Source organism: Rhabdaerophilum calidifontis, assembly GCF_008641065.1.
Taxonomy (GTDB): domain Bacteria; phylum Pseudomonadota; class Alphaproteobacteria; order Rhizobiales; family Beijerinckiaceae; genus Rhabdaerophilum; species Rhabdaerophilum calidifontis.
On sequence record NZ_VTRS01000002.1, the window covers coordinates 260,386 to 282,974 of the forward strand.

The following is a 22,589-nucleotide window of genomic DNA, read 5'->3' on the forward strand; positions in this document are numbered from 1 at the left end:
CCGCGCCGGCCGGAGACGTGGCCGAGAGGCTGAAGGCACTCGTTTGCTAAATGAGCATACCTCGAAAGGGGTATCATGGGTTCGAATCCCATCGTCTCCGCCATTGATTTGCTAAGTCATTTCATATGCTTAGCTATTTTTCCAAGGGAAATCGGTTCGTCGCCTCCTGGGCCAGAAACCGGGCCAGATGAGGTCATTCATGCCGCTTGTCCCTCGACTTGTGCGTCGCAACGGAGCCTATTGCTTCCGCATGGCCGTGTCGAAGCATTGGTGGCGCGTGTCGGACGCTACGAAGTCAAGTCGATGTTGCGCTCGTCCGATGACCTGAGCATTTCCGCGAGTGGGGCGGCGAGTTGCCCGCCACGCCGGAGATCATCGCGGCCTACGTCGCCGCCTATGCCGGGGAAGTGATAGGCCCCCACTAAGTGGTCCGGATGGAATGTTAGTGCATTGACGGCCTCGACGCCAGCGCGGGCGCAAAGGGCCTATCCCCGCGAGCGCGGGGGAACCATGGGCGTTGTAGCTGGAGTGCCAGATCTTGCGGGCCTATCCCCGCGAGCGCGGGGGAACCGGTCAGGGCCTTCTTGAAGCCGCGCTCGTCCTGGGCCTATCCCCGCGAGCGCGGGGGAACCATGCCAAGGCAGGGGACGCCCCAGGTAGGGGCGGGCCTATCCCCGCGAGCGCGGGGGAACCCTGGTGGCGCTGGGGCTGGCGTCGCTGGCGTCGGGCCTATCCCCGCGAGCGCGGGGGAACCAGAGCGAGGCGCGCCCGTCGAAGTGCCGCCGGGGGCCTATCCCCGCGAGCGCGGGGGAACCTAGGCTCCGGTCACGTCCCCGCCCCCATTGGTGGGCCTATCCCCGCGAGCGCGGGGGAACCCCGTAGCCGAAATCTTCTATCCTTTTCTTTTTGGGCCTATCCCCGCGAGCGCGGGGGAACCCGCCCCCTGGATCGCCGAAGGATCTGTGCTTCGGGCCTATCCCCGCGAGCGCGGGGGAACCTATGTCTGCTTCCAGTGCGAGGTCAGCGACACAGGCCTATCCCCGCGAGCGCGGGGGAACCCCAAAGATCGAAATAACTCTGATGCTGCAAGGGGGCCTATCCCCGCGAGCGCGGGGGAACCCCGCCGGGCGCGAGGTTGTCCATGTGCCTGGGGGGCCTATCCCCGCGAGCGCGGGGGAACCTTTCTTGCGCGTCTCCGTGGCGAAGGCCACGAGGGCCTATCCCCGCGAGCGCGGGGGAACCTCCCACGCAACTGGGTTGAATAAGCGCACCGCGGGCCTATCCCCGCGAGCGCGGGGGAACCAGGCAATCGACCGTAGAATGATCGATATTACAAGGCCTATCCCCGCGAGCGCGGGGGAACCATATTGCTGGCGCCGATATTCACGCGGCTGCGGGGCCTATCCCCGCGAGCGCGGGGGAACCGCGTTCAGGGCGGGGAGGACGTTAACGCAAGAGGGCCTATCCCCGCGAGCGCGGGGGAACCCAGCGCTTCCGACATGAAGTTTTTGCCGATGTGGGCCTATCCCCGCGAGCGCGGGGGAACCGAGCCGGCAAGGGGGCCATCAACCAGAACGACAGGCCTATCCCCGCGAGCGCGGGGGAACCGGGCGGCGGGCAAGAACGGTCAGATGATCGTCGGGCCTATCCCCGCGAGCGCGGGGGAACCCCATGGATGCGGGTGCCGTCGCGGGCATGAAGGGGCCTATCCCCGCGAGCGCGGGGGAACCTCTTGTCGCACAAGATCGAGGCCGGGCACCGCGGGCCTATCCCCGCGAGCGCGGGGGAACCTGCGAGCATGGCCAGGAGCGTGTCCGCTTCGTGGGCCTATCCCCGCGAGCGCGGGGGAACCGTTCGGCGATCACGACGGATTTGCCCGTCCCGGGGCCTATCCCCGCGAGCGCGGGGGAACCACAGATGCGAGCAAACAGAGAAGGGCATGGGAAGGCCTATCCCCGCGAGCGCGGGGGAACCCAAGATCGGAATAGCTCAGGATGCGCCCCGCGGGGCCTATCCCCGCGAGCGCGGGGGAACCGCACGGGGCGCCGCATGCGCCAGAAGAAAGCGGGGCCTATCCCCGCGAGCGCGGGGGAACCAGGCTGCAAGCATCGGGGTTCGGAAGGGCGGCAGGCCTATCCCCGCGAGCGCGGGGGAACCGCCTCGACATCCGGATATCCGGCAAGAGCATGAGGCCTATCCCCGCGAGCGCGGGGGAACCCAACCTTCGTCTCGTGAGGATATGCCATGGCTGGGCCTATCCCCGCGAGCGCGGGGGAACCTTGATATTTGTGCGATAGAGGCCTCTACGCCAAGGCCTATCCCCGCGAGCGCGGGGGAACCGTCGAGACCATCGATCCGGCGACCGGGAAGCAAGGCCTATCCCCGCGAGCGCGGGGGAACCTGACCAGCTTCCGAACGCAGCACCGCCGGAATAGGCCTATCCCCGCGAGCGCGGGGGAACCCAAGGCCCCCAGCCTGAACTTCACTCATTCCTGGGCCTATCCCCGCGAGCGCGGGGGAACCCGTCGAGCAGAACGCGCGAGCTTTACTGCGGCAGGCCTATCCCCGCGAGCGCGGGGGAACCGATGATCGTGCGAGGAATCGACGATATCTGCCGGGCCTATCCCCGCGAGCGCGGGGGAACCATCCTCTGCCTGGGGCGCCTGCATTTTGTCGAGGGCCTATCCCCGCGAGCGCGGGGGAACCCTTCAATGGCACATGCTGGTTCCGCAAGTGCTCGGCCTATCCCCGCGAGCGCGGGGGAACCGCCAGAGCGCGGGGGCATCGTCCATTGCCGCGAGGCCTATCCCCGCGAGCGCGGGGGAACCTTCCGGCCCGTAAATCAGCACGCGTGGTGGCGAGGCCTATCCCCGCGAGCGCGGGGGAACCACGGACAAGACATTCTGCATGCGCTTGCCGATGGGCCTATCCCCGCGAGCGCGGGGGAACCCCCCCGCGGGGCGATCCTGACGAAGATCGCTGGGGCCTATCCCCGCGAGCGCGGGGGAACCCCGATGTCGCGGGTTGATCGGGGGCAAGCTCAAGGCCTATCCCCGCGAGCGCGGGGGAACCTTTCTTTCGGGTCTCCGTGGCGAAGGCGACGAGGGCCTATCCCCGCGAGCGCGGGGGAACCGCGTTATGGAGGAACCGGATGTATTCGCTGAGAGGCCTATCCCCGCGAGCGCGGGGGAACCGCACTATCATCTTGCTCTTTTTGGCTTCCCGAGGGCCTATCCCCGCGAGCGCGGGGGAACCATTCAGCGCCAGAAGCTCATGGCATTCCGGACAGGCCTATCCCCGCGAGCGCGGGGGAACCCGTCATAGGTCAATTCACGGGCTGGCTGCATGTGGCCTATCCCCGCGAGCGCGGGGGAACCTAGGTAAAGACCGAACCGGGGCGCGTCACGGGGGGCCTATCCCCGCGAGCGCGGGGGAACCGGTGCGTCCAGCGGTATTCAGCCTTCTCGCCCGGGCCTATCCCCGCGAGCGCGGGGGAACCCGAGAACATAGACTTCCGAGACGTTCTCGAACGGGCCTATCCCCGCGAGCGCGGGGGAACCCGCCGTCAATTCGCCCGCGGCGCTCATGCTGAAGGCCTATCCCCGCGAGCGCGGGGGAACCCCATGGCGGCCGAGCGGCTTGGCGTGCGCCGCGTGCCGGAGGAGGCCTATCCCCGCGAGCGCGGGGGAACCCAGATGCCGTCGCGGCATGGTAATGCAGGCCGAGGCCTATCCCCGCGAGCGCGGGGGAACCCTGCCTGGGTGAACGGCGCGGCGGCGCACTCGTGGCCTATCCCCGCGAGCGCGGGGGAACCTACGCCTTCAAGCTTCATGACGCGCTGCATCAAGGCCTATCCCCGCGAGCGCGGGGGAACCTCCGCTGCGATTTCTCCCCGCGCTGGCGAGTGAGGCCTATCCCCGCGAGCGCGGGGGAACCTACGCGAGGAAAAATTGGGAAAGATTGGAAAGAGGCCTATCCCCGCGAGCGCGGGGGAACCATATGAAAACCGGGATGCCGCCCACGCTCGGGGGGCCTATCCCCGCGAGCGCGGGGGAACCCTGGCTGCGCGCCAGGATGCGGAGGCTCCATCGGGCCTATCCCCGCGAGCGCGGGGGAACCTCCTGATCCTTCGCGACGCTCGCAATGTGCGCGGGCCTATCCCCGCGAGCGCGGGGGAACCCAAGATCGGAATAGCTCAGGATGCGCCCCGCGGGGCCTATCCCCGCGAGCGCGGGGGAACCAGATCGCCCGTATCCGCTCCCTTTCCGCCCCGGGGCCTATCCCCGCGAGCGCGGGGGAACCCGTCGAGCAGAACGCGCGAGCTTTACTGCGGCAGGCCTATCCCCGCGAGCGCGGGGGAACCAGCGGATGCCGACATCCAGGCCCCCTTGGAAAAGGCCTATCCCCGCGAGCGCGGGGGAACCCGTCACCACTTCGGTTCTTGTCCTTCTGGACGGGGCCTATCCCCGCGAGCGCGGGGGAACCCACTGTCCAGCACGCTACTTCTGCACTTATTCGGGCCTATCCCCGCGAGCGCGGGGGAACCTCAGGCGGCGGCCGAGGGCATCACCGCGCCCCGGGCCTATCCCCGCGAGCGCGGGGGAACCGCATCTGGCGTGCCGGTTGCGGTGCGCAACCAGGGCCTATCCCCGCGAGCGCGGGGGAACCGCCCTTGTCGGTCGCCTCGGCCTCGATGGTGAGGGCCTATCCCCGCGAGCGCGGGGGAACCTCGCCTGGGCCTGCGAGAGCGCCGAATCCATGAGGCCTATCCCCGCGAGCGCGGGGGAACCGGATACCCTCGCGGATATAGATGCGGCGCGGAAGGCCTATCCCCGCGAGCGCGGGGGAACCCCCGCCGAATCCTTCCCGAATCTTTCCCGCCAAGGCCTATCCCCGCGAGCGCGGGGGAACCGGATATCCGGATGTCGAGACCATGGTCGAGGCAGGCCTATCCCCGCGAGCGCGGGGGAACCGTGACGCTAATTGCGGCCGCAGTGCCCGCCTTGGGCCTATCCCCGCGAGCGCGGGGGAACCCATCCCCCGCCGCCGGCGAGCGTCGAGGAAGCGGGGCCTATCCCCGCGAGCGCGGGGGAACCTCCTGTCCCCCCTGATGTTGCGGGGGCGGATCTGGCCTATCCCCGCGAGCGCGGGGGAACCTTTTGTTACCCTTTTCGTCTCCACGCTCCCCCGGGCCTATCCCCGCGAGCGCGGGGGAACCGCATGTCAGGGCGCAGGCGGCGAGGAAAGCGCGGGCCTATCCCCGCGAGCGCGGGGGAACCTCCAGCACCGCGTCATAAGCTCGGAGCCATGGGGGCCTATCCCCGCGAGCGCGGGGGAACCCTTGCCACGACCAGAGAGAGGTGAAAATGGCTGGGCCTATCCCCGCGAGCGCGGGGGAACCGTCTTGCCGGAAAGGTCCATCACCGAATTCGCGGGCCTATCCCCGCGAGCGCGGGGGAACCGCCGCCGAGCGGCTGCAATCCGGCGAGGACGAAGGCCTATCCCCGCGAGCGCGGGGGAACCGCGCGTCATCCCATCGGGTCGCGCGCGCGCACGGGCCTATCCCCGCGAGCGCGGGGGAACCGAAGGAAGGACAAATCGCCACCGCGCGTGCTGAGGCCTATCCCCGCGAGCGCGGGGGAACCCCGGCGCGGTGCGCTTGTCGCGGCCTTTTACGAGGCCTATCCCCGCGAGCGCGGGGGAACCGCTTGCGTGAAGCGGGCCGCCGCACGTGGCATGGGCCTATCCCCGCGAGCGCGGGGGAACCCCGCTCCATCGGAGCGCGCAAGAATCGCCCCGGGGCCTATCCCCGCGAGCGCGGGGGAACCCCCCGAAGTGCAGCCTTGCCAGCTGGGCCAAGGGGCCTATCCCCGCGAGCGCGGGGGAACCCCTCCCCGTTCGGCGTGGGAGATTCCCGTCACAGGCCTATCCCCGCGAGCGCGGGGGAACCCCATGGATGCGGGCACCGTCGCGGGCATGAAGGGGCCTATCCCCGCGAGCGCGGGGGAACCTCACGCAGGCTGATCTTGACGCGATAGACCAGGGGCCTATCCCCGCGAGCGCGGGGGAACCCAGCTATGACGCGGCCGTGGCGCGGGCGAAAAGGGCCTATCCCCGCGAGCGCGGGGGAACCCCGAGGCGGCAACCCTGCGCCGCGGCTCGCCGGGGCCTATCCCCGCGAGCGCGGGGGAACCCTTCGTGGGGGATGCCCCAGATTCTCGGCTCAAGGCCTATCCCCGCGAGCGCGGGGGAACCCGCATGGACAGCCCCAGGAGGACTGCCCATGCGGGCCTATCCCCGCGAGCGCGGGGGAACCCGCTGGATCCGTTCGGCGATGATCTCGTCCGTGGGCCTATCCCCGCGAGCGCGGGGGAACCCATCCGGCGCCCTGCGATCCGTGAAAAGCGAGAGGCCTATCCCCGCGAGCGCGGGGGAACCTCACGCTGAGCCCGGTGCTATTACTGATGTCGGGGCCTATCCCCGCGAGCGCGGGGGAACCCTGTAGAGCCTCACCCTATTCGGTACTTTGCCGGGCCTATCCCCGCGAGCGCGGGGGAACCTGACCACGGAAGTGAAGTCCGACCACTGCTCAAGGCCTATCCCCGCGAGCGCGGGGGAACCCCGCGCGCGCTCAAGCCGGAACATGGAATAAAGGGCCTATCCCCGCGAGCGCGGGGGAACCGCGTGGTGGATCGCGATGCGCGGCTTGTCCGGGGGCCTATCCCCGCGAGCGCGGGGGAACCCGCACGGGCAGCCGGGGCGACATCGCCCCGTTAGGCCTATCCCCGCGAGCGCGGGGGAACCCCGGAGGCCGTGGCCGTCAGCGGCGGCAAGGCAGGCCTATCCCCGCGAGCGCGGGGGAACCTTTTCAATGCTCAGGGCCAAAACTTCGTCATAGGGCCTATCCCCGCGAGCGCGGGGGAACCTTTTCAATGCTCAGGGCCAAAACTTCGTCATAGGGCCTATCCCCGCGAGCGCGGGGGAACCGCATACCGGGCGCGGCTTCTGTTCGCAAAGGCAGGCCTATCCCCGCGAGCGCGGGGGAACCCGCTTGCCGACGCCGCCATGCGGGCGCACATGCCCCAGAAGGAGGCCTATCCCCGCGAGCGCGGGGGAACCGCCGAAACTCACCGCTCGCCAGGCCTCACCAAAGGCCTATCCCCGCGAGCGCGGGGGAACCAGGCACCGCAAGCCCTCGATATCGGCTTCGCAGGGCCTATCCCCGCGAGCGCGGGGGAACCGTCCATCTTGCCGCGCAGATGCCCATCGCAGAGGGCCTATCCCCGCGAGCGCGGGGGAACCCCCAGGGGGATGTTGCCGACAGGCTGGCTGCAAGGCCTATCCCCGCGAGCGCGGGGGAACCTCGTATCAAAAGCGACCATCGGCTCGATCGATGGGCCTATCCCCGCGAGCGCGGGGGAACCTGGCCAATCCGGGACGTGTCGATGCTGTCGGGGGGCCTATCCCCGCGAGCGCGGGGGAACCCCAAAGACCGGAATAACGCAGACGCAGCAAGGGGGCCTATCCCCGCGAGCGCGGGGGAACCGCGCATCATATTCCGCGCGGGACATGATGACCAGGCCTATCCCCGCGAGCGCGGGGGAACCGAAGGCCCCGGCTTTTGACCAGGGCCTTTTTGAGGCCTATCCCCGCGAGCGCGGGGGAACCTTTCTTTCGGGTCTCCGTGGCGAAGGCGACGAGGGCCTATCCCCGCGAGCGCGGGGGAACCACCGCTCGACAACCGGCGAGCCGCGGCGCAGGGGGCCTATCCCCGCGAGCGCGGGGGAACCGATGACCAGGAAACCTTGGCCCAGCTGGCAAGGGGCCTATCCCCGCGAGCGCGGGGGAACCCAGATCGGGCGGAGCGTTCAGTTCGGGCGAAAAGGCCTATCCCCGCGAGCGCGGGGGAACCTGCGAGCGCGAATGCGGGGTCCCACTGGATCCGGGCCTATCCCCGCGAGCGCGGGGGAACCCCGTAGCCGAAATCTTCTATCCTTTTCTTTTTGGGCCTATCCCCGCGAGCGCGGGGGAACCATTTCCCAGGTGGCCGCTTCAACGATGGTCTTGGGCCTATCCCCGCGAGCGCGGGGGAACCGCCGGTCTGGTCGATGTGAAGCTTTCCGGCGGGGGCCTATCCCCGCGAGCGCGGGGGAACCTCCTTGTCCAGCGTGTCCAGCGTGGGCCTATCCCCGCGAGCGCGGGGGAACCTGGGTGATCGAGAAGGAAAGGCCTGGTCGTCGGGGCCTATCCCCGCGAGCGCGGGGGAACCGTGCCGGGATTTTTTTTGCGCTCAATGCAAAAAGGCCTATCCCCGCGAGCGCGGGGGAACCGCATGGCTTTTCGTCGCCGCCCGAAGCGGCTACGGCCTATCCCCGCGAGCGCGGGGGAACCGAGGCGGATGCGCGGGCGATCGCGAAAAAGGGGGGCCTATCCCCGCGAGCGCGGGGGAACCCGATCCAGAATGCGGCGACGCGCATCGCGCGTGGGCCTATCCCCGCGAGCGCGGGGGAACCTCTGGCGCATGGGCGCGCGCGAATTGCCGCACCGGCCTATCCCCGCGAGCGCGGGGGAACCCCGCCTTTCCTGTGAAAGCCGAGGCCCCTCAAAGGCCTATCCCCGCGAGCGCGGGGGAACCCTGGGGCGGCGGGACAAGCGGCCCAGGATACTGGGCCTATCCCCGCGAGCGCGGGGGAACCGATGCAGATGCCCCAGGAAGGCGTGCCGATACGGGCCTATCCCCGCGAGCGCGGGGGAACCCGCCGATGGAGATCAACCCGGCGCCGCGCACGAGGCCTATCCCCGCGAGCGCGGGGGAACCTCTCATCCCCGAGCACGACGTGCTGCTGGCGGGGGCCTATCCCCGCGAGCGCGGGGGAACCCGTCGTATCAAGGAAGACTTCTGGCAGCGAGAGGGCCTATCCCCGCGAGCGCGGGGGAACCCATCGCATCATGCTCGAGGCTACTCAGCATCAGGGCCTATCCCCGCGAGCGCGGGGGAACCATGGAGTCGGAAGGATACTGATATGAGAACTCGGGCCTATCCCCGCGAGCGCGGGGGAACCTCGCCATCTCGCCCCGGGTCAGGATGTTCTTGAGGCCTATCCCCGCGAGCGCGGGGGAACCTCGAGGAGATGATCGAGCAGACCCCCGGGGTGGCCTATCCCCGCGAGCGCGGGGGAACCCACGCCCGGAAAAAGATCGGGCACGCCTATCAAGGCCTATCCCCGCGAGCGCGGGGGAACCCGAGCTGCGTGATCGTCGCCGTCTCCTCCTCGAGGCCTATCCCCGCGAGCGCGGGGGAACCTCCTCGCTGCCACGGGTCCGGAATACGGAAGAAGGCCTATCCCCGCGAGCGCGGGGGAACCTCGAGAATGATCCCGGCCTCGTCGAGCTTGTCGGGCCTATCCCCGCGAGCGCGGGGGAACCGCGGTTGAGCCAGCGCGAAGTGTCGATGCCGAGGGCCTATCCCCGCGAGCGCGGGGGAACCGCCCGCCTCCCCCCCTATCGCCTGACCTAATCAGGCCTATCCCCGCGAGCGCGGGGGAACCTCCGGCAGGCGATGGCTGACGCCAGACCCCGAGGGCCTATCCCCGCGAGCGCGGGGGAACCCTAGCAACTTTGAAAAATCCGCTCTGCCTTGCGGGCCTATCCCCGCGAGCGCGGGGGAACCGTCCTGATCGAGAGCGGGGGCGCGTCGTGAAGGGGCCTATCCCCGCGAGCGCGGGGGAACCGTCCTGATCGAGAGCGGGGGCGCGTCGTGAAGGGGCCTATCCCCGCGAGCGCGGGGGAACCCTTCGAGGACGTAACCCCGTTGCTGATGTGGCGGGCCTATCCCCGCGAGCGCGGGGGAACCCCTTCCAAGGGGTGGTTAGGTCGAAATGGGAGAGGCCTATCCCCGCGAGCGCGGGGGAACCTCGGAAGGGCTTATGGGAGGCTTTCACGGGGCAGGCCTATCCCCGCGAGCGCGGGGGAACCCTCCTCCTATCCCTGTTCCCGCAGAACACGCCGGGCCTATCCCCGCGAGCGCGGGGGAACCTTATGATGGCCACGTTGCCGGCACCTTCGTTCGGGCCTATCCCCGCGAGCGCGGGGGAACCCTGCCACAAGCAAGGGAAATAGAGTCGGCTTCGGGCCTATCCCCGCGAGCGCGGGGGAACCACGGTGATCATCGAGAGCCTCCGATCTCATGGGGGCCTATCCCCGCGAGCGCGGGGGAACCTACACGTCGCTAGGCTTATCGCCGGGGATCAGAGGCCTATCCCCGCGAGCGCGGGGGAACCGTTGCAAGAGCCAAGCTGTCCGGAAAGACCGAGGGCCTATCCCCGCGAGCGCGGGGGAACCTCGTGTTCGACACGTCATCCACCTTCGAAGTGGGGCCTATCCCCGCGAGCGCGGGGGAACCGCCATCAAGGCCGAGGTTTATATCGGCGGGTCGGGCCTATCCCCGCGAGCGCGGGGGAACCTATATCCCCCGCCGCATCTATATTCGCGAGGGGGGCCTATCCCCGCGAGCGCGGGGGAACCCGTCTGCCCGGTGCGCCGGAGGGGTCCAGATGGGGCCTATCCCCGCGAGCGCGGGGGAACCGCGATCCTCGCGCATAACCGACAGGGCGAGAGAGGCCTATCCCCGCGAGCGCGGGGGAACCTCTTTGAGCTAAGTAGCTGAATAAATTCACAATGTCAAACAGCGGGCAACCGCAGAGGATTGTCAACCGGTTGTCTGAAGGGTGTCTTTCGGTGTTCGAATGCGACGCCGAACCAGCAGCATGGCATCGTGCGAGACAATGTCCTTGGGGGGCTCCCCCAAGGCCGCGAGCCCCAGTCCGCCATGGGCCGCGCTTTCCGCCCATGTCATGACCACCGAACCTCTGTTGAGCTGTGCATGCCAGTCGCTCAACACCTCCCACACGCGTTTGCGCACCGCTGGGCTCATGCGGGGATGTGCATAAACCCCTGCCGAAAGTTCAAGCATGACGGAGCCGATGAAGCCGCGATAGCGCGCTTCGACATCGCGGGTGATGATCACAACCATCGGCATCAGGGCATCTCTGGCGCCGGGTTCGCGGGACCGATTAACGCCTTGATCCGGTCAATCATGGACGAGATGACGTCGCGCTGGCGGAACATGCGCGCGGCGCGCCGCCGCGTCAGCCGTTCCACCGGCTCCATTCCCTCGGCCGCCTCCTTCGCCGCCCCGAAGGCGATGTCCAGCGTGATGTCATGCCGGTAAAGATCGGCGATATCGAGCACGAAGGGGTGACCGGAATCCTCGTGAATGAACCCAAGCTGTGGTATGGCTCCCACGCTTGTCACTGCAACCGCGGCGGCTGCTCGCATCGCACTGGCGGCATGGTTCAGGGCTTGATTGGGCAGATCGCCGGCATTCGGATTGTCGCGGTCGTAGTTGCGCCCCTTCCAGATTATGCCGTGACGCTCGGCCGCAATCTGATAGCTGCGCTTGATGCGCGCGCCTTCCTGCCCACGCAGGACCTCGATATCTCGCGTGCGGACGATCTCACCGAAGCGGATGGCGAACATTGCGCGCGCCACATCCATCCGGGTTTTGGGGTCGGCCCACAGCCGTACCTGTTCACGCGCAAGGGTGGAGGTATCTGGCATCAGGGGAGGCGCGGTATAAAACCGAACGGCGCCTTCGCCGATTGCCGCAAGTGCGCAGCCATGCCGGGCCAGAAGGCGCAGCGCATCATGCGTGACGCTCGAGCCGGGTCCAAGCAGCACGATGGAAAGGGATTGGTGCGGAACCTGATAATCACCGGCAGCCAGTTCTCCCCCGCCGGCCGTCACAAAGCGCAGGCAGCCATCCTCGACCTCGAGCCGCCCGCGATCGAGCCAGACCAGCCCGTGCCGGTCTGTGTGCGGAATTCGCGCCTTTTCGAGTCCCAGCCGGCCCAAGAGCATGGTTTACCTCGCCTATCGGGGTTCGGGGCGCAAAAGCATCATGCCGTATCCATAAGCCGTGTGCCGCCCGGCCCCTCGGGCGAGCAATCGGGCAAACAGGTCTGGGTTCTCGATCACGAGCGCGCCATGCAAGATGGCGTCCGGCCCTTCGATCCGCTGGCCCCCTCGCAGGACGATGCTGCGTTCGTGGCTGACGAGGCGCGTGCCGGCGTCATCGACCGTCGCGGCTCCCGCAAGGCGCTCGCGGAACCAGTCGCGATAGATCTCCTCTCGCGATGGGCCTCCGGTCTCGGGCAGCCCCCTCGGGTTGGCGCGCAATCGCGCGACGAGGAAGGCATCGACCTCCGAGCCCGCCTTCAACGGCGTGGCCGGCTTGGTGGTCTTGATGCGCGCCGTCTCTCGGCTCCAGCCCTGAAGGTCGTTATTCAGCCGGCGGACGGGGCGGAGACGGACATCGAAGGCGAGGCGACGGCCAGGCGTCCATGTTTCCGGCATGGCTTTCGTGGCGAGACCAGCCATGTCGAAGATGCGCGCGCTCTCCGGCAATCCGGTCTCGGCGGCGGTTTGGCGCAGCGCCTGCTGGGACGCCGATGTGTAGCTGTAGAGATGCGCCAAACACGCACCGCCGCGCCCCGGCATCAGCCGGAAGGGCTGGGCAACACCCTTGCCGAAGGTCTCGCAGAGAAGGTGATGCAGCGCCCGGCCTTCGTCGGCCTCCAGCCCGCAGCTGGCGCTCCAACGGCGCAGTTCCCGAAGATCCACAGGAAGGCTCAACATGTGCAACAGGGTCATGCAGCCTCCGAGCCGGTTTCGATGCGCCCCTCGACGATTTGCCGGACGCCCCCGTGTAGACCCGTGCGCCAGTTGCGCAGATCGGGAAGATCAACGATGCGGTCTGCCATGCGCCCTGCCTCTGGCCCTTCACCGCGAGGCCAGATGGCGCGTTGCTCCGATGCGGCCGGCACCCGCCGCAAGGCCTCGTAGGCCGAAGGCGCGGTCACGAAATCCAGTGACGAATCGTTGTGCCGGATGCCCACGACACGACCGGCGGGCAGACAGGGCTTGCGGCCGATGAAAAGCGGTCGGTGCGGATGATCCAGCGCATGTGCCAGAGCATCGAGATCGGGGGATGTGCGGTCGTCCGGCTTTTCAGGCGGCGCGAGCCGCAACACAACCGTCACGCTTGCATCCATGTGATAGTCGCGTTTGCGACGGTGCGGTGCATCGTAGCTGGCTCCGGCGCGCTCTTCCGCCACGCCCCATGTTGTCCAGCCGCGATCGTTTTTCTCCAGTTTGGCATTCTGGCTGTCGGTCAGGATACCGACCATCGGCTCGCGCTCGCGGCGTGCAGCGAAGATCAACCGGTCCTGTAGGGATTGATGGGCCATCCAGTCGGACCGGCGATAGCCCAGCGCATTGGCAAACAGACCCGTCAGCATCGACGCGGCCGGAAAGTCGCGGGTCAAGCCGACATGATCGATCGTGACTCCGCCAAAGGCAAGCAGCGGCCCTTCGAGAGACAGGATGAGCCAACGATGTTCGGGCTGGCGAGGCTCAGTCACGGGGTGCCTCGCGCACGCGTGCCGCGGCCCATTGAGCCAGCTCGCCGAGCGATTTCCGCTCGATACCCTGCAATTCCCCGATCAGCGAAAGATGGGCGCGGGCCTCGCCGGTAGCATAGGCCTCGTCGAAGCGTGCGAGCTGACTGGCTAATGCCGCCACCGCTCTTTCGGCATCGTGAGGGATGGCTTTCCGGAACGCGGTCGCCAGCGAGCGTGGCTGGCGGTCGCCGGCTTCGATGAGCATCAGGTCGGCACGACCGAAAGGCGCTGTGGAGCCGAGTTTGGCGCCCGGTGAGATTTCGGCGATCAGATGCGTGAGGTTGTGGACAACGCGGCTGGCAAGATCTGCGTCGCCGCCGCAATTGCCGATCAGCCCTGGCATGTCCACCACCACATAGCCATAGAAAAGGCCGCAGGTGAGTTCGGTCTCCTGGATCGTGTCCGCGCCGCTGTCATCGTCGTCGCGCTTGAGGTCGTCGACCGCCGTGAAGTAATCGCCCTCCGTTTCCGCGCGATGCACGGTGAAGGCATGGGCTACATAGACCGGTGCCTCGATATTGGCTTCGGGGTCCGAGGTTACCATACGGCCGAACAGCGCCGCGACGAGGCCGGCCGGCATGGCGGTATTATCGGCCATCGTCTTAAAGTTCTTGTCTTTTGCCCAGTCCGCGACCGCCTTCTCTGCCGTCGTGGCATCTGAAGATGCGGCCGCAATCTCCTTGGCGCGTGTTGCGAGCCAAGCCAGTTCGGGTTCACCGAGCAGCAGCGTCTGGCGGCTCTTCTTGCCTTTGTCGGCCTTGTCCCCATAGACGAGTTTCTGGAAGGCCGGTTCCAGTGTATTCACAACGTCATCCGGATACTTGCCGCGCAAGGGCGCGATCACCTTTTCGGTGACGAGTTCCCGCGACCGGAAGCTGTCGACGTAACCTGCGAGCCTTTGCAAAGCATGAGGGTCGCTCTTGGCCATCCGCCAATGGCGCTTCAGGCATTGCGAGGAGATCCGCGTCCGGCTGGTGTCGCCGTAGAGAAGGCGTTTGGCCTGCCCCGTATCGTCGCGGTTCAGCAGCGCCGCAGTGTAGGAATGCAGCGTGTGGATTTGCAGGAAGCGTGGCGCGGTCATGCAGCCTGGTCCTTCTTCTCGGAGTGTTTTTTGAGTTCAGCGAAATAGAAATGGGCGAGACGGCGCTCGTGCTCGACATCGTCCACCCAAAGGAGATTGGCGAGATCGAGGCAGTTCACGCCGTCATGCCTTTTGGCGGCGAGCCAGCGCACCATGCTCTCCAGCGCATCCGGCCGCGCCTCGAAGGGCGTCGCCAGGAAGCGCAGCAGCCGCGCTTCCGGATACTTCGCCGCGGCCAGCGCCCGGCCGAAGGGAATCTCCGCATCATGCAGCCGCTTGGCCCCCGGCGCTCCCTTGGGCGTGAGCAACGCGAGCAGCACGACGAAGCGCAGGCCCGCGCTGTCGGCCCTCAATTCGTTGTCCAGCACCAGTTTCCAGAATTCCGCCGTGCCGGGGCCGTCGGGTCGCATGCGCCTGAGCCGGGCAAGGGGGCCGGGCTCGAGTTGCGCTATCGCGCGGGCAAGCTTGCAGATCCTGTCGCTCAGTTTGGATGTGTCGGCTTCAGGCGGCATCGGCGTCGTTCCTCTCGTCGATCAGATCGCTGCGGAAACGATCCATGACCATTCCGACCAAGGCGGCGCGGGCAGCGGCCTCGGCCTTCGGACGCCTTAGCGATCCGCAAGGCACTGTGGGGAGGGCGGCCTCGAAGACGGCCTGGCTATGTTCCCACAAGCGGCGGCGAAACGCTTTCCGCGCGGCGGCGCGGGCAGCATCATCTGTCGCGCCGTGACGTTGCCAAAGATGCTCGAAGAAGATGGTGTCAGCGAAATGGTCGAGCGCGTCGCGCGGGATCCGAGCGTGAGCATAAGATTCGCGCTTGATGTGTTGCGCATCGCCGCCGGCGATCGCCAGCACTAGGGCATAGCCGAGTGCTTTGTCGAAGGCGTTGATTTCCTCGATCTGTTCCGTTGCCACGGCATGCAGCGTCTGCCGCTCATCGGCCGATGCCAGGATCTTGCTGGCGCCGCGCGGCAGGGGAATGAACCGGCTGCGGAATCCGCCGGTTTTCGAATTGCCGCGCGCCAGCGCCTGCATGACGATCGTCTGGGGGGTATCCTCGGTCTCGCCGCGAACCGGTCTTGCAAGCAGTGGCAATTCCCACTCGCCGGAGAACAGCAGTTTGACAGCCTGCTTAAAGTCGAAATCTCCCTCGTCGCCGAGTGTGAAGCTTTTTGCCTCCGTCTTGTGGATCGGCGCCCAGGGATCGCCGATATTGCCCTTGAACTGCTTGGCATCGATCCGCGTTGCCTCGGATGTGCCCTTGTTTGCGCGGATTTCGCCTTGGCGCTCCTTCAGGCGAACACGACGGCAGACCTCAATGAACCACGGGTCGAGGTCCGAAATCCGCAACTGCGAACCCTCGGGCCAGGCGGCCAGCCAGATCAGGCCAAGGCCGTCCTTTTCGGAAAAATTGTGATTTTCTCTCGCCTTGGGCGAGGACAAAAGCACACCAACATCACGCTGGAACCACGATCCGGGTCTAGGCGCCAGTTCGAGAAACGCAGGAGAGGGAGCCAGCGCAATCATCGGCCGCGACGACGAACCGCCATTCATCCGCGCGATACCCTGATTGCCCTTGCCGCAATAGCCTTCGCCGGTCTGAAGGCTCATCAGCGCGAAGATCCAGTCCTGGGCTTCGCCTCGCCGCGCAATGCTCTGTTTAAGATCATGGTTGCGAGAGGTGATCAGCAGATCGAGCGCGTCCGGTGTCGGGACCTCATTCTTCAGTTCGATGCCTTCCGGTACCGGAGGCTGCATGAAGGCCGGTTTCGATTCATCCGCCACCACCAGTCGCCAGGGCTCGTCGTTGGGAAATCCGGATGTCAGGCCGCGCAACAGAGCCAGCCAGCTGGGCTCATCGGCGGGAATGTCGCACCGTCCGGCACCATGCAGCGCCAGCGCGGCCAGCTGCACGCAGAACATGTGCCAGAACATCGCCTGATGCGGGCGTAGCGCGGGGAAGCTGTCGATCTCGTCGCGCGCTAGTGCGGCCAGAATGCCGGGCAGGGTCAACCGCCCTAGCGGGCGGGTGCTGATGAGGGACTGGGTGAGCAGGTTAAACATCCTGCCCACCCAGCAACTTCATCTTTCCCCGCGAGAGCGGGGGAACAGCATGCGTGGGTGACACATGGGGGCTATCCCCAAGCTTGTGTGTTTGGGGTGCAGTCAACCAATCACCGGATGCAGCGATTTCGCAGCGTGCCACACATTGAATGTGGGCGATACCTGAGCCCAACCGGAGGGCTGCGCGAACGATCGACAGAAACTTAAAATAGGCTTTCATATGCAAACCTCCATATGATCTTCCCAAGAAATGGGCGTGGGTTCGCGTAGATTTCAAAATAAAAAATCAATCATGTTTCACTCCATGCAATATGCCCTGTCGCCCATATCGAAGCCGCCGTTCACCCACCTCCATGACAAGCGCGCCTGTGCCATCCGTCGTGGCCTGGACCGGCTCGGCTGGCAGTGTGACGCGCCAATGGGCCGGGCAGATGAGGCTGCTGATCGCCTGGCCAAAAGGCCCCATTGTGCCCGGGGCGAGTGGGATGCGGGCGCCCTCGGCGCCGAGGCGGGTGCGGATGCGCTGGTCGTCACCTGGAAATTGGAGATCGCCGAAAGGCTCGTCGACCGGCAGGCGCATCAGCCGGCCGGCCTGCGCATCCGCGAGATCCTTGCCGTAGACATTCGCCCAGTAACCTGCCCAAGCTTGCCCCTTCTCGACGTTGAGGGCCTCGATTCGCTCCGGATGCGTGGCGCCTTCGACCAGCAGCCGGTTCATGGCTGGAATGGTCCAGAGCGGATGCTCCTCGATCATACGCCTGGTGAGTTCGCAGGCATGGAGGTTGCGATAGACGCCGCCACCATCGCGAAGCACGCCGATCCCGTTCTCGAAAGCCGGCGCGGCAAGATGGTCCAGCCCGCGCTCGGGCGAAAGCACCACGCAAATCGCGCACTCGAAACCAAGGGGGCGCTGGAGCGAATGCCTGTGCAGGCGACCGATGCGTTGCAGCAGGACATCCGCGGGGCAGAGATCCGTGACGAGCGCATCGGCGCAGATGTCGAGGGATTGTTCCAGCGTCTGCGTTCCGATCACGATCACGCCGCCGGAGGGCCGTCTTTCGGGATCTTTCGACAGAGCGATCTCGACCTGATCATCGAGAAGCGCGCGGTCCTCGGGTGCGAAGCGCGAATGATGCAGCGCGCAATTCCCTGTTACCTGCCAGAGTAGCCTGGATGCGCCCATAGCCTGCACGGCCTCGAACGCGGCCAGTGCGCTTGCCACGGTGTTGCGGATCATCAGGACGCGAGCACCCGCCTGCGCCATCGCGATCGCTTCGCGTGCCGCGATCTCCGCGGTCCATCCGGGGGCAAGCCGGATCTGGACGTCCTTGCCGCGCTGGTCCATTGGGACGTCGATCATCCCCCCAGTCTTGCGCCAGACGGCTGGGTATGGGATCTGCGCGGCAGCTTCGAAAGCGGGTGCGCGCGCACGCCGACCCTTCAGCCATTTCTCGCGTGCCTCGGAGCCCAGAGTGGCCGACATCAGCATCGCATGGCCGCCAATCGCGAGATGGCCCTCCAAAAGCGCCGATTGGACCGCTGTCATGTAAGGGTCGCTCGCATGAACCTCGTCGATGACGAGCAGTGAGCGCGAGAGCGATGCGGCGCGCAGATGCGCGTGTTTTACCTGCAACGCGCCGAGCATGGCCTGATCAACCGTCCCGACCGCGACGGGCGCCGCCAGAAAACGCCGGGCGTTCTCGGCGGCCCAACGGGCGAGACGGGCCTCTTCGGTGGGGTCGTCATCCCACAGCACGGCGAAATCGGGCAGGGCGCGGGCGTCGTGATCGCCGCTTCTGAGATAGCCCGGGATGGCGAGAACCGCCTCCGGTGCCCCATCGCCGAAAAGATGGGTCATCGCGACGTTGACGCGGCCGTGAAGCTGCTTCGCGGCCGCCCGGGTCGGCACGGCGAAATAGAGTGCATCGACGACGCCAGCCTGGAACAGTCTCGCGAAATGCCAGAGCGCTGCCTCGGTCTTGCCGGCTCCTGTCTCCGCTTCGAGAATGACAAGAGGTTCTGCGATGGCGCACTGGCCTATGACGGCTTGTGCAGGACGGGGAGACCGCTCGGGAGCGATGTCTGAGAAAAGCGGCTCTCGAGACAGTTTCTCGCGCCACGCCGCAGTTTCAAGGCCCACAGCCCTAACGGCGTGCTGGGCTTTGGCACGCGCGATCTCCATATAGCCGGGATCAAGCTCCGCAACGAACGGGAATACGGCCCGGTTCGAGCCGAGCCAGTCCGCCAGTGCGACGAGCCCGCAGAACAGATGCTGGAAGCGCTCGGCATTGCTCAAGGGGGTGCCCCCGTCGCGATAAGCGGCCGGGAACCAGATGGGCAAAAGCTTGCCGATCGCGCTGGCCTCGCGCTGCGGATCGTAGCCGTGCGGCCCCCCACTCCCCCATCCTTCGGCATGAACCCAGTCGTGGCGGACCGGGGTTCCGTGATGCGCAAAGACAGCCTCCAGAAGATTGGTGACCGTCTCGGCGTCGCCCCAACCCAGAAGGCGTTGGCGCAAAATGGAATCCGCAATCCCGCGCGGCTCTCCCCGCAACAGCAGACTCAGGCCTTCGCCCGTATGGCCATGCAGGGATAAGCCGTGTGTCTGAGGCCAGGCCTTGGCCTGAAATCCAGGGTGCAGCTTGCCGATATCGTGCAGGAAGCAAAACACGGCGAGGCGAGAGACGGTCACATCGTCCAGCGCATGTCCGGCGGCGCGGCTCAGCCGTGCGTGGAAGGCATTTGTGGCTATCAGAGCTTCAAAACAGGCGGCGACATCAGCGCAGTGATGCGCCAGATGATGAAATGCGCCACCTTGGGCCTTGCCCCAGATTGCTGGCACCATGGTGGTCGCCCCCACTGCATGATCCAGTTCGAATGTTAGCGCATCGACGATCCCGATGCCAGCGCGGGCGGCGAAGCGGTGCAGGATGGCACGCGGTTGCGGCTCATATTTCGGAAAAAATCGAAGTAATACTTGACCCAACCGCCGGGCCGGCTAGGATGCCGGCATGAATCTCGATGATATCGCCACCCGGCTTGAGGCGCTTGGCAACCCGACGCGACTGCGCATCTTCCAGACACTGGTGCGAGCGGGGGATGCGGGCCTTTCGGTCGGCCGCCTGCAGGACAGGATCGGCATCGCCGCCTCCACGCTCACGCATCATTGCCAGCGGCTGATGCAGGTCGGACTCGTCACGCAGGAGCGCCAGGCGACAACGCTGATCTGCCGTGCGAATTACCCGATGTTGCATGCAGTCACCGGCGCGCTTGTCGAGCAATGCTGCGCCGAGGCCGCGCCGGAAACCCAGGCCCGTGCCGAGCCTCCCTCCGCGCCCGAGATCGCTGCCGCGCCCGCCGCCTGCGCCTGCGACGCGGAGTAACGCCCGCCTCCGCTCGCCCGCCTTCTAAACCCGGCAGGACGATTGCGAGCGTCACCGTGCGCCCGAAGTGCGGCCCCTTGCGATTTCATCGCGTGCGATATATAAATGTTCCATGACACATGCTGCGCCCCTTTCTTCCGCTTCCGCCGCCCCTGCTGCCTCCGCCACTGCCCAGGACGCGCGGCCGCTCGATGATTTTCTCTGCTTCGCGGTCTATTCTGCGGGGCTGGCGTTCAACCGGCTTTACAAGCCGCTGCTGGACCGGCTCGGCCTGACCTATCCGCAATATCTGGTGATGGTCTCGCTTGCCCGGCGCGACGACCAGACCGTGAGCGCGTTGGGCGAGGGGCTGTTCCTCGAATCGAGCACGCTGACACCGCTGATCAAGCGACTGGAAGCGGCGGGGCTTGTCTCGCGGCGGCGGGACCGTGCCGACGAGCGCGTCGTGCGCGTGACGCTGACGCCGCAAGGGCGCGCCCTGATGGCGGATGCCGCGTGCATTCCCATGGAGATCGGGGCGGCGGCCGACCTCTCGGCGGAGCAGGTGACGCAGATGCGCGAGACCATCCTGCATCTGCGCGCGGCACTGCGCGCAGGCGCCACCTGATCCGGCCTGGTGCCCCCTGCCGGGTTCGAACCGGCACGCCCGAAGGCTCGGAATTTTAAGTTCCGTGCGTCTACCAGTTTCGCCAAGGGGGCAGCCGATGGCTGCTCTCCCTTAGTCGAGCCCCCGGGATCGGGCAATGCAGGCGGGCGAGGGGCTGTCAGCGGGGCAGTTCGCGGATAACGACGCCGAGTTCGCTGTCGCCACGCCGCACGACTCGGACATGCTCCATCATGTGCCGGCGCGGGATCGAGACCATGAAATAATCCGGAACCTGGCGGGCATTGGGCACGACAAGGCGCATGCCGTTCTTCGAAATATCGAAGGCTTCGGCATCGATGCGCTGGTCGCCCTGCTTGATCAGGATGCTGGCGCGCAGGTAGCACGCATTGCGGTTTTCGCGGCGATTGTTGAGCATTCACGCTTCCCTTCTGGATCGGACCCCGAGGGCTATCCTGCCCTCGGATGCGCATGGCCTTTCAGGTCATGCGGACTTCTTTTCGCGCAGCACGGTGTCGAGCGCCGCGCGCATTTCCGCGAGCTGCGCCCGGAGCCGGGCGGTTTCCGCCTCGATCTCCAGCATGCGCATGCGGATCTCGGTGCCGATCTCGTCCGGCGCGGCCGCCGGGCCGGCCTGAACGGGCTGGACCAGGAAGGCCACGCCGATCTCCGCCCCGTGCCGCCACACCATCCGCGCGCGGTGGTGGACGTTACGCTGCGGAATCGACAGCTCGAAATGCTCGGGCACCGTCACCGAGACCGGCGCCTCGATCCGCGCGCCGGTCTCCGACAGGTCGCGGATCGTGCATTCCGTGCGCGAGGCGCCGTTGGAGTGCAGAATCTCGCCGCGCAGGAAGCTGCGCACCCGGCTGCTTCGGCGACGATCATTCGGCAACGACATCGGTGGCACTCGCTCATGGCGCGCGAACCGGAATGATCCGCGCGACATTGATGCGTTATAGCGCCGAGGAATTAACGCTTCCTCGCGGCGATTCTCGAGGCTTCGGGATTTTGCGCGAATCCCGCCGGCGGGCGTCAGCGCCGCGGGCGCCGCTGCACCTGCTCGCGATGGATGAGATAGATGCCCGAGGCGATGACGATCGCCCCGCCGGCCAGCGTCCAGGAATCGGGCAGGTCGCCGAAGACGAAATAGCCAAGCGCCGTCATCCAGATGATCTGGGTATAGAGGAAGGGCGCGAGGATCCCCGCCGGCGCGTGCCGATGCGCGAGGATCAGCAGCCAATGGCCGAGCGCGCCCCAGAACCCCATCGCCAGCATCAGCGCCAGCGTCAGCGCCGTTGGTTCGGCATGCCAGGTGAAGGGCATCACCGGCGTCAGGATGATGATGCCGGCGAGGCCGGAATAGAACATCGTCGTCTCGGAGGAATCGTGCCGGGCCAGGAGCCGCGTCATCAGCGAATAGGCGACATAGCAGCCGACGCCCAGGAAGGAGAAGATCGCCGCCCAATGGATGCCGCCGGCGCCGGGCCGCGTCACCAGCACCACGCCGAGGAAACCGACGCCGATCGCCGCCAGCCGGCGTGGCCCCACCCATTCGCCCAGCAGCGGTCCCGCGATCAGCGCCACGAGCAGCGGCTGGAGGAACATGATCGTCATGGTCTGGGTGAGCTGCAGATATTGCAGGGCGAGGAAGTTGAGCGCCGTGGAGGCGAACAGCACCAGCGAGCGGCTCGCCTGCATCCAGGGCCGCCGCGTCGTCGTCAGCCCCGGCCGCGTCCAGGGATTGAGCAGCAATGTCACGAACAGGATGCTCGACACATAGCGCGCCCAGGTCGTCTCCAGCACGCCGATATGCGGGGTCAGCCATTTCGCGGTCGCATCGAGCCCGGCGAAACAGGCATAGGCGCCGATGATCAGCGCGATGGCAACGAGGCGCTTGCGGCTATCCTCCGCCGGCGGGGCGACAGGCGGCATCG

The 22,589-nt window shown here is 66.9% G+C and carries 13 protein-coding genes, 2 tRNA genes and 1 CRISPR repeat array; of the genes, 3 read left to right on the forward strand and 12 right to left on the reverse strand.

What is annotated here, in order from left to right; all coding sequences use genetic code 11:
* The first annotated feature begins 11 nt into the window (after positions 1-11).
* Positions 12-103 (forward strand) — tRNA-Ser (locus FWJ24_RS05940).
* Between the two features lie 379 nt (positions 104-482).
* A CRISPR array of direct repeats spans positions 483-10,646; the repeat unit is 28 nt; unit sequence GGCCTATCCCCGCGAGCGCGGGGGAACC.
* 62 nt (positions 10,647-10,708) lie between these two features.
* On the opposite strand, the gene cas2e is transcribed toward FWJ24_RS05940, so the two are convergent.
* The 8 genes from cas2e to cas3 all read right to left on the reverse strand — a co-directional run bounded on the left by cas2e (position 10,709) and on the right by cas3 (position 19,651).
* Positions 10,709-11,038 (reverse strand): type I-E CRISPR-associated endoribonuclease Cas2e, encoded by a 330-nt coding sequence (cas2e, locus tag FWJ24_RS05945; RefSeq protein WP_150286880.1) that lies wholly within the window; start codon positions 11,036-11,038, stop codon positions 10,709-10,711.
* Entirely contained in the window at positions 11,038-11,919 is an 882-nt protein-coding gene (cas1e, locus tag FWJ24_RS05950; protein ID WP_150286881.1) for a type I-E CRISPR-associated endonuclease Cas1e, read from the reverse strand. Before cas1e ends, cas2e begins: the two co-directional genes overlap by 1 nt.
* Before the next feature lie 12 nt (positions 11,920-11,931).
* The gene (locus tag FWJ24_RS05955; protein WP_150286882.1) at positions 11,932-12,711 is read right to left on the reverse strand and encodes a type I-E CRISPR-associated protein Cas6/Cse3/CasE; all 780 of its coding nucleotides are present in this window, start codon (positions 12,709-12,711) and stop codon (positions 11,932-11,934) included.
* Positions 12,708-13,481 (reverse strand): type I-E CRISPR-associated protein Cas5/CasD, encoded by a 774-nt coding sequence (gene cas5e / locus FWJ24_RS05960; protein WP_150286883.1) that lies wholly within the window; start codon positions 13,479-13,481, stop codon positions 12,708-12,710. The genes FWJ24_RS05955 and cas5e overlap by 4 nt, the downstream gene beginning before the upstream one ends.
* Positions 13,474-14,601 (reverse strand): type I-E CRISPR-associated protein Cas7/Cse4/CasC, encoded by a 1,128-nt coding sequence (gene cas7e / locus FWJ24_RS05965; protein WP_150286884.1) that lies wholly within the window; start codon positions 14,599-14,601, stop codon positions 13,474-13,476. Before cas7e ends, cas5e begins: the two co-directional genes overlap by 8 nt.
* Positions 14,598-15,113 (reverse strand): hypothetical protein, encoded by a 516-nt coding sequence (locus FWJ24_RS05970; RefSeq protein WP_166443600.1) that lies wholly within the window; start codon positions 15,111-15,113, stop codon positions 14,598-14,600. Before FWJ24_RS05970 ends, cas7e begins: the two co-directional genes overlap by 4 nt.
* Positions 15,103-16,665 carry a hypothetical protein gene (locus FWJ24_RS05975; protein WP_206110806.1) on the reverse strand — a complete coding sequence of 521 codons (1,563 nt, stop codon included), beginning with the start codon at positions 16,663-16,665 and terminating at the stop codon, positions 15,103-15,105. Before FWJ24_RS05975 ends, FWJ24_RS05970 begins: the two co-directional genes overlap by 11 nt.
* A 286-nt stretch (positions 16,666-16,951) precedes the next feature.
* On the reverse strand, positions 16,952-19,651 hold the full coding sequence (gene cas3, locus FWJ24_RS05980; protein ID WP_150286886.1) for a CRISPR-associated helicase Cas3': 2,700 nt from the start codon (positions 19,649-19,651) through the stop codon (positions 16,952-16,954).
* A gap of 25 nt (positions 19,652-19,676) precedes the next feature.
* Between cas3 and FWJ24_RS05985 the strand changes: the two genes are divergently transcribed.
* Both FWJ24_RS05985 and FWJ24_RS05990 read left to right on the forward strand, forming a co-directional pair.
* Positions 19,677-20,048 carry an ArsR/SmtB family transcription factor gene (locus tag FWJ24_RS05985; protein WP_150286887.1) on the forward strand — a complete coding sequence of 124 codons (372 nt, stop codon included), beginning with the start codon at positions 19,677-19,679 and terminating at the stop codon, positions 20,046-20,048.
* Between the two features lie 112 nt (positions 20,049-20,160).
* Positions 20,161-20,655: a MarR family winged helix-turn-helix transcriptional regulator gene (locus FWJ24_RS05990; RefSeq protein ID WP_150286888.1), complete on the forward strand. Its 495-nt coding sequence runs from the start codon at positions 20,161-20,163 to the stop codon at positions 20,653-20,655.
* A gap of 7 nt (positions 20,656-20,662) precedes the next feature.
* On the opposite strand, the gene FWJ24_RS05995 is transcribed toward FWJ24_RS05990, so the two are convergent.
* The 4 genes from FWJ24_RS05995 to FWJ24_RS06010 all read right to left on the reverse strand — a co-directional run bounded on the left by FWJ24_RS05995 (position 20,663) and on the right by FWJ24_RS06010 (position 22,587).
* Positions 20,663-20,747 (reverse strand) — tRNA-Leu (locus FWJ24_RS05995).
* 65 nt (positions 20,748-20,812) lie between these two features.
* A complete protein-coding gene (locus tag FWJ24_RS06000; RefSeq protein WP_150286889.1) occupies positions 20,813-21,070 on the reverse strand; it encodes a PilZ domain-containing protein in 258 nt (85 codons plus the stop codon).
* A gap of 66 nt (positions 21,071-21,136) precedes the next feature.
* Entirely contained in the window at positions 21,137-21,553 is a 417-nt protein-coding gene (locus tag FWJ24_RS06005) for a PilZ domain-containing protein (RefSeq protein WP_166443601.1), read from the reverse strand.
* Positions 21,554-21,687: 134 nt separating this feature from the next.
* Positions 21,688-22,587 carry a DMT family transporter gene (locus FWJ24_RS06010; RefSeq protein WP_150286891.1) on the reverse strand — a complete coding sequence of 300 codons (900 nt, stop codon included), beginning with the start codon at positions 22,585-22,587 and terminating at the stop codon, positions 21,688-21,690.
* Between the last annotated feature and the right edge of the window lie 2 nt (positions 22,588-22,589).

Coding starts and splice junctions, on each gene's coding strand:
- cas2e (WP_150286880.1), bottom strand. CDS start 11,038: ATGCCGATGGTTGTGATCATCACCCGCGATGTCGAAGCGCGCTATCGC.
- cas1e (WP_150286881.1), bottom strand. CDS start 11,919: ATGCTCTTGGGCCGGCTGGGACTCGAAAAGGCGCGAATTCCGCACACA.
- FWJ24_RS05955 (WP_150286882.1), bottom strand. CDS start 12,711: ATGACCCTGTTGCACATGTTGAGCCTTCCTGTGGATCTTCGGGAACTG.
- cas7e (WP_150286884.1), bottom strand. CDS start 14,601: ATGACCGCGCCACGCTTCCTGCAAATCCACACGCTGCATTCCTACACT.
- FWJ24_RS05970 (WP_166443600.1), bottom strand. CDS start 15,113: ATGCCGCCTGAAGCCGACACATCCAAACTGAGCGACAGGATCTGCAAG.
- FWJ24_RS05975 (WP_206110806.1), bottom strand. CDS start 16,665: ATGTTTAACCTGCTCACCCAGTCCCTCATCAGCACCCGCCCGCTAGGG.
- FWJ24_RS05985 (WP_150286887.1), top strand. CDS start 19,677: ATGAATCTCGATGATATCGCCACCCGGCTTGAGGCGCTTGGCAACCCG.
- FWJ24_RS05990 (WP_150286888.1), top strand. CDS start 20,161: ATGACACATGCTGCGCCCCTTTCTTCCGCTTCCGCCGCCCCTGCTGCC.
- FWJ24_RS06000 (WP_150286889.1), bottom strand. CDS start 21,070: ATGCTCAACAATCGCCGCGAAAACCGCAATGCGTGCTACCTGCGCGCC.
- FWJ24_RS06005 (WP_166443601.1), bottom strand. CDS start 21,553: ATGTCGTTGCCGAATGATCGTCGCCGAAGCAGCCGGGTGCGCAGCTTC.
- FWJ24_RS06010 (WP_150286891.1), bottom strand. CDS start 22,587: ATGCCGCCTGTCGCCCCGCCGGCGGAGGATAGCCGCAAGCGCCTCGTT.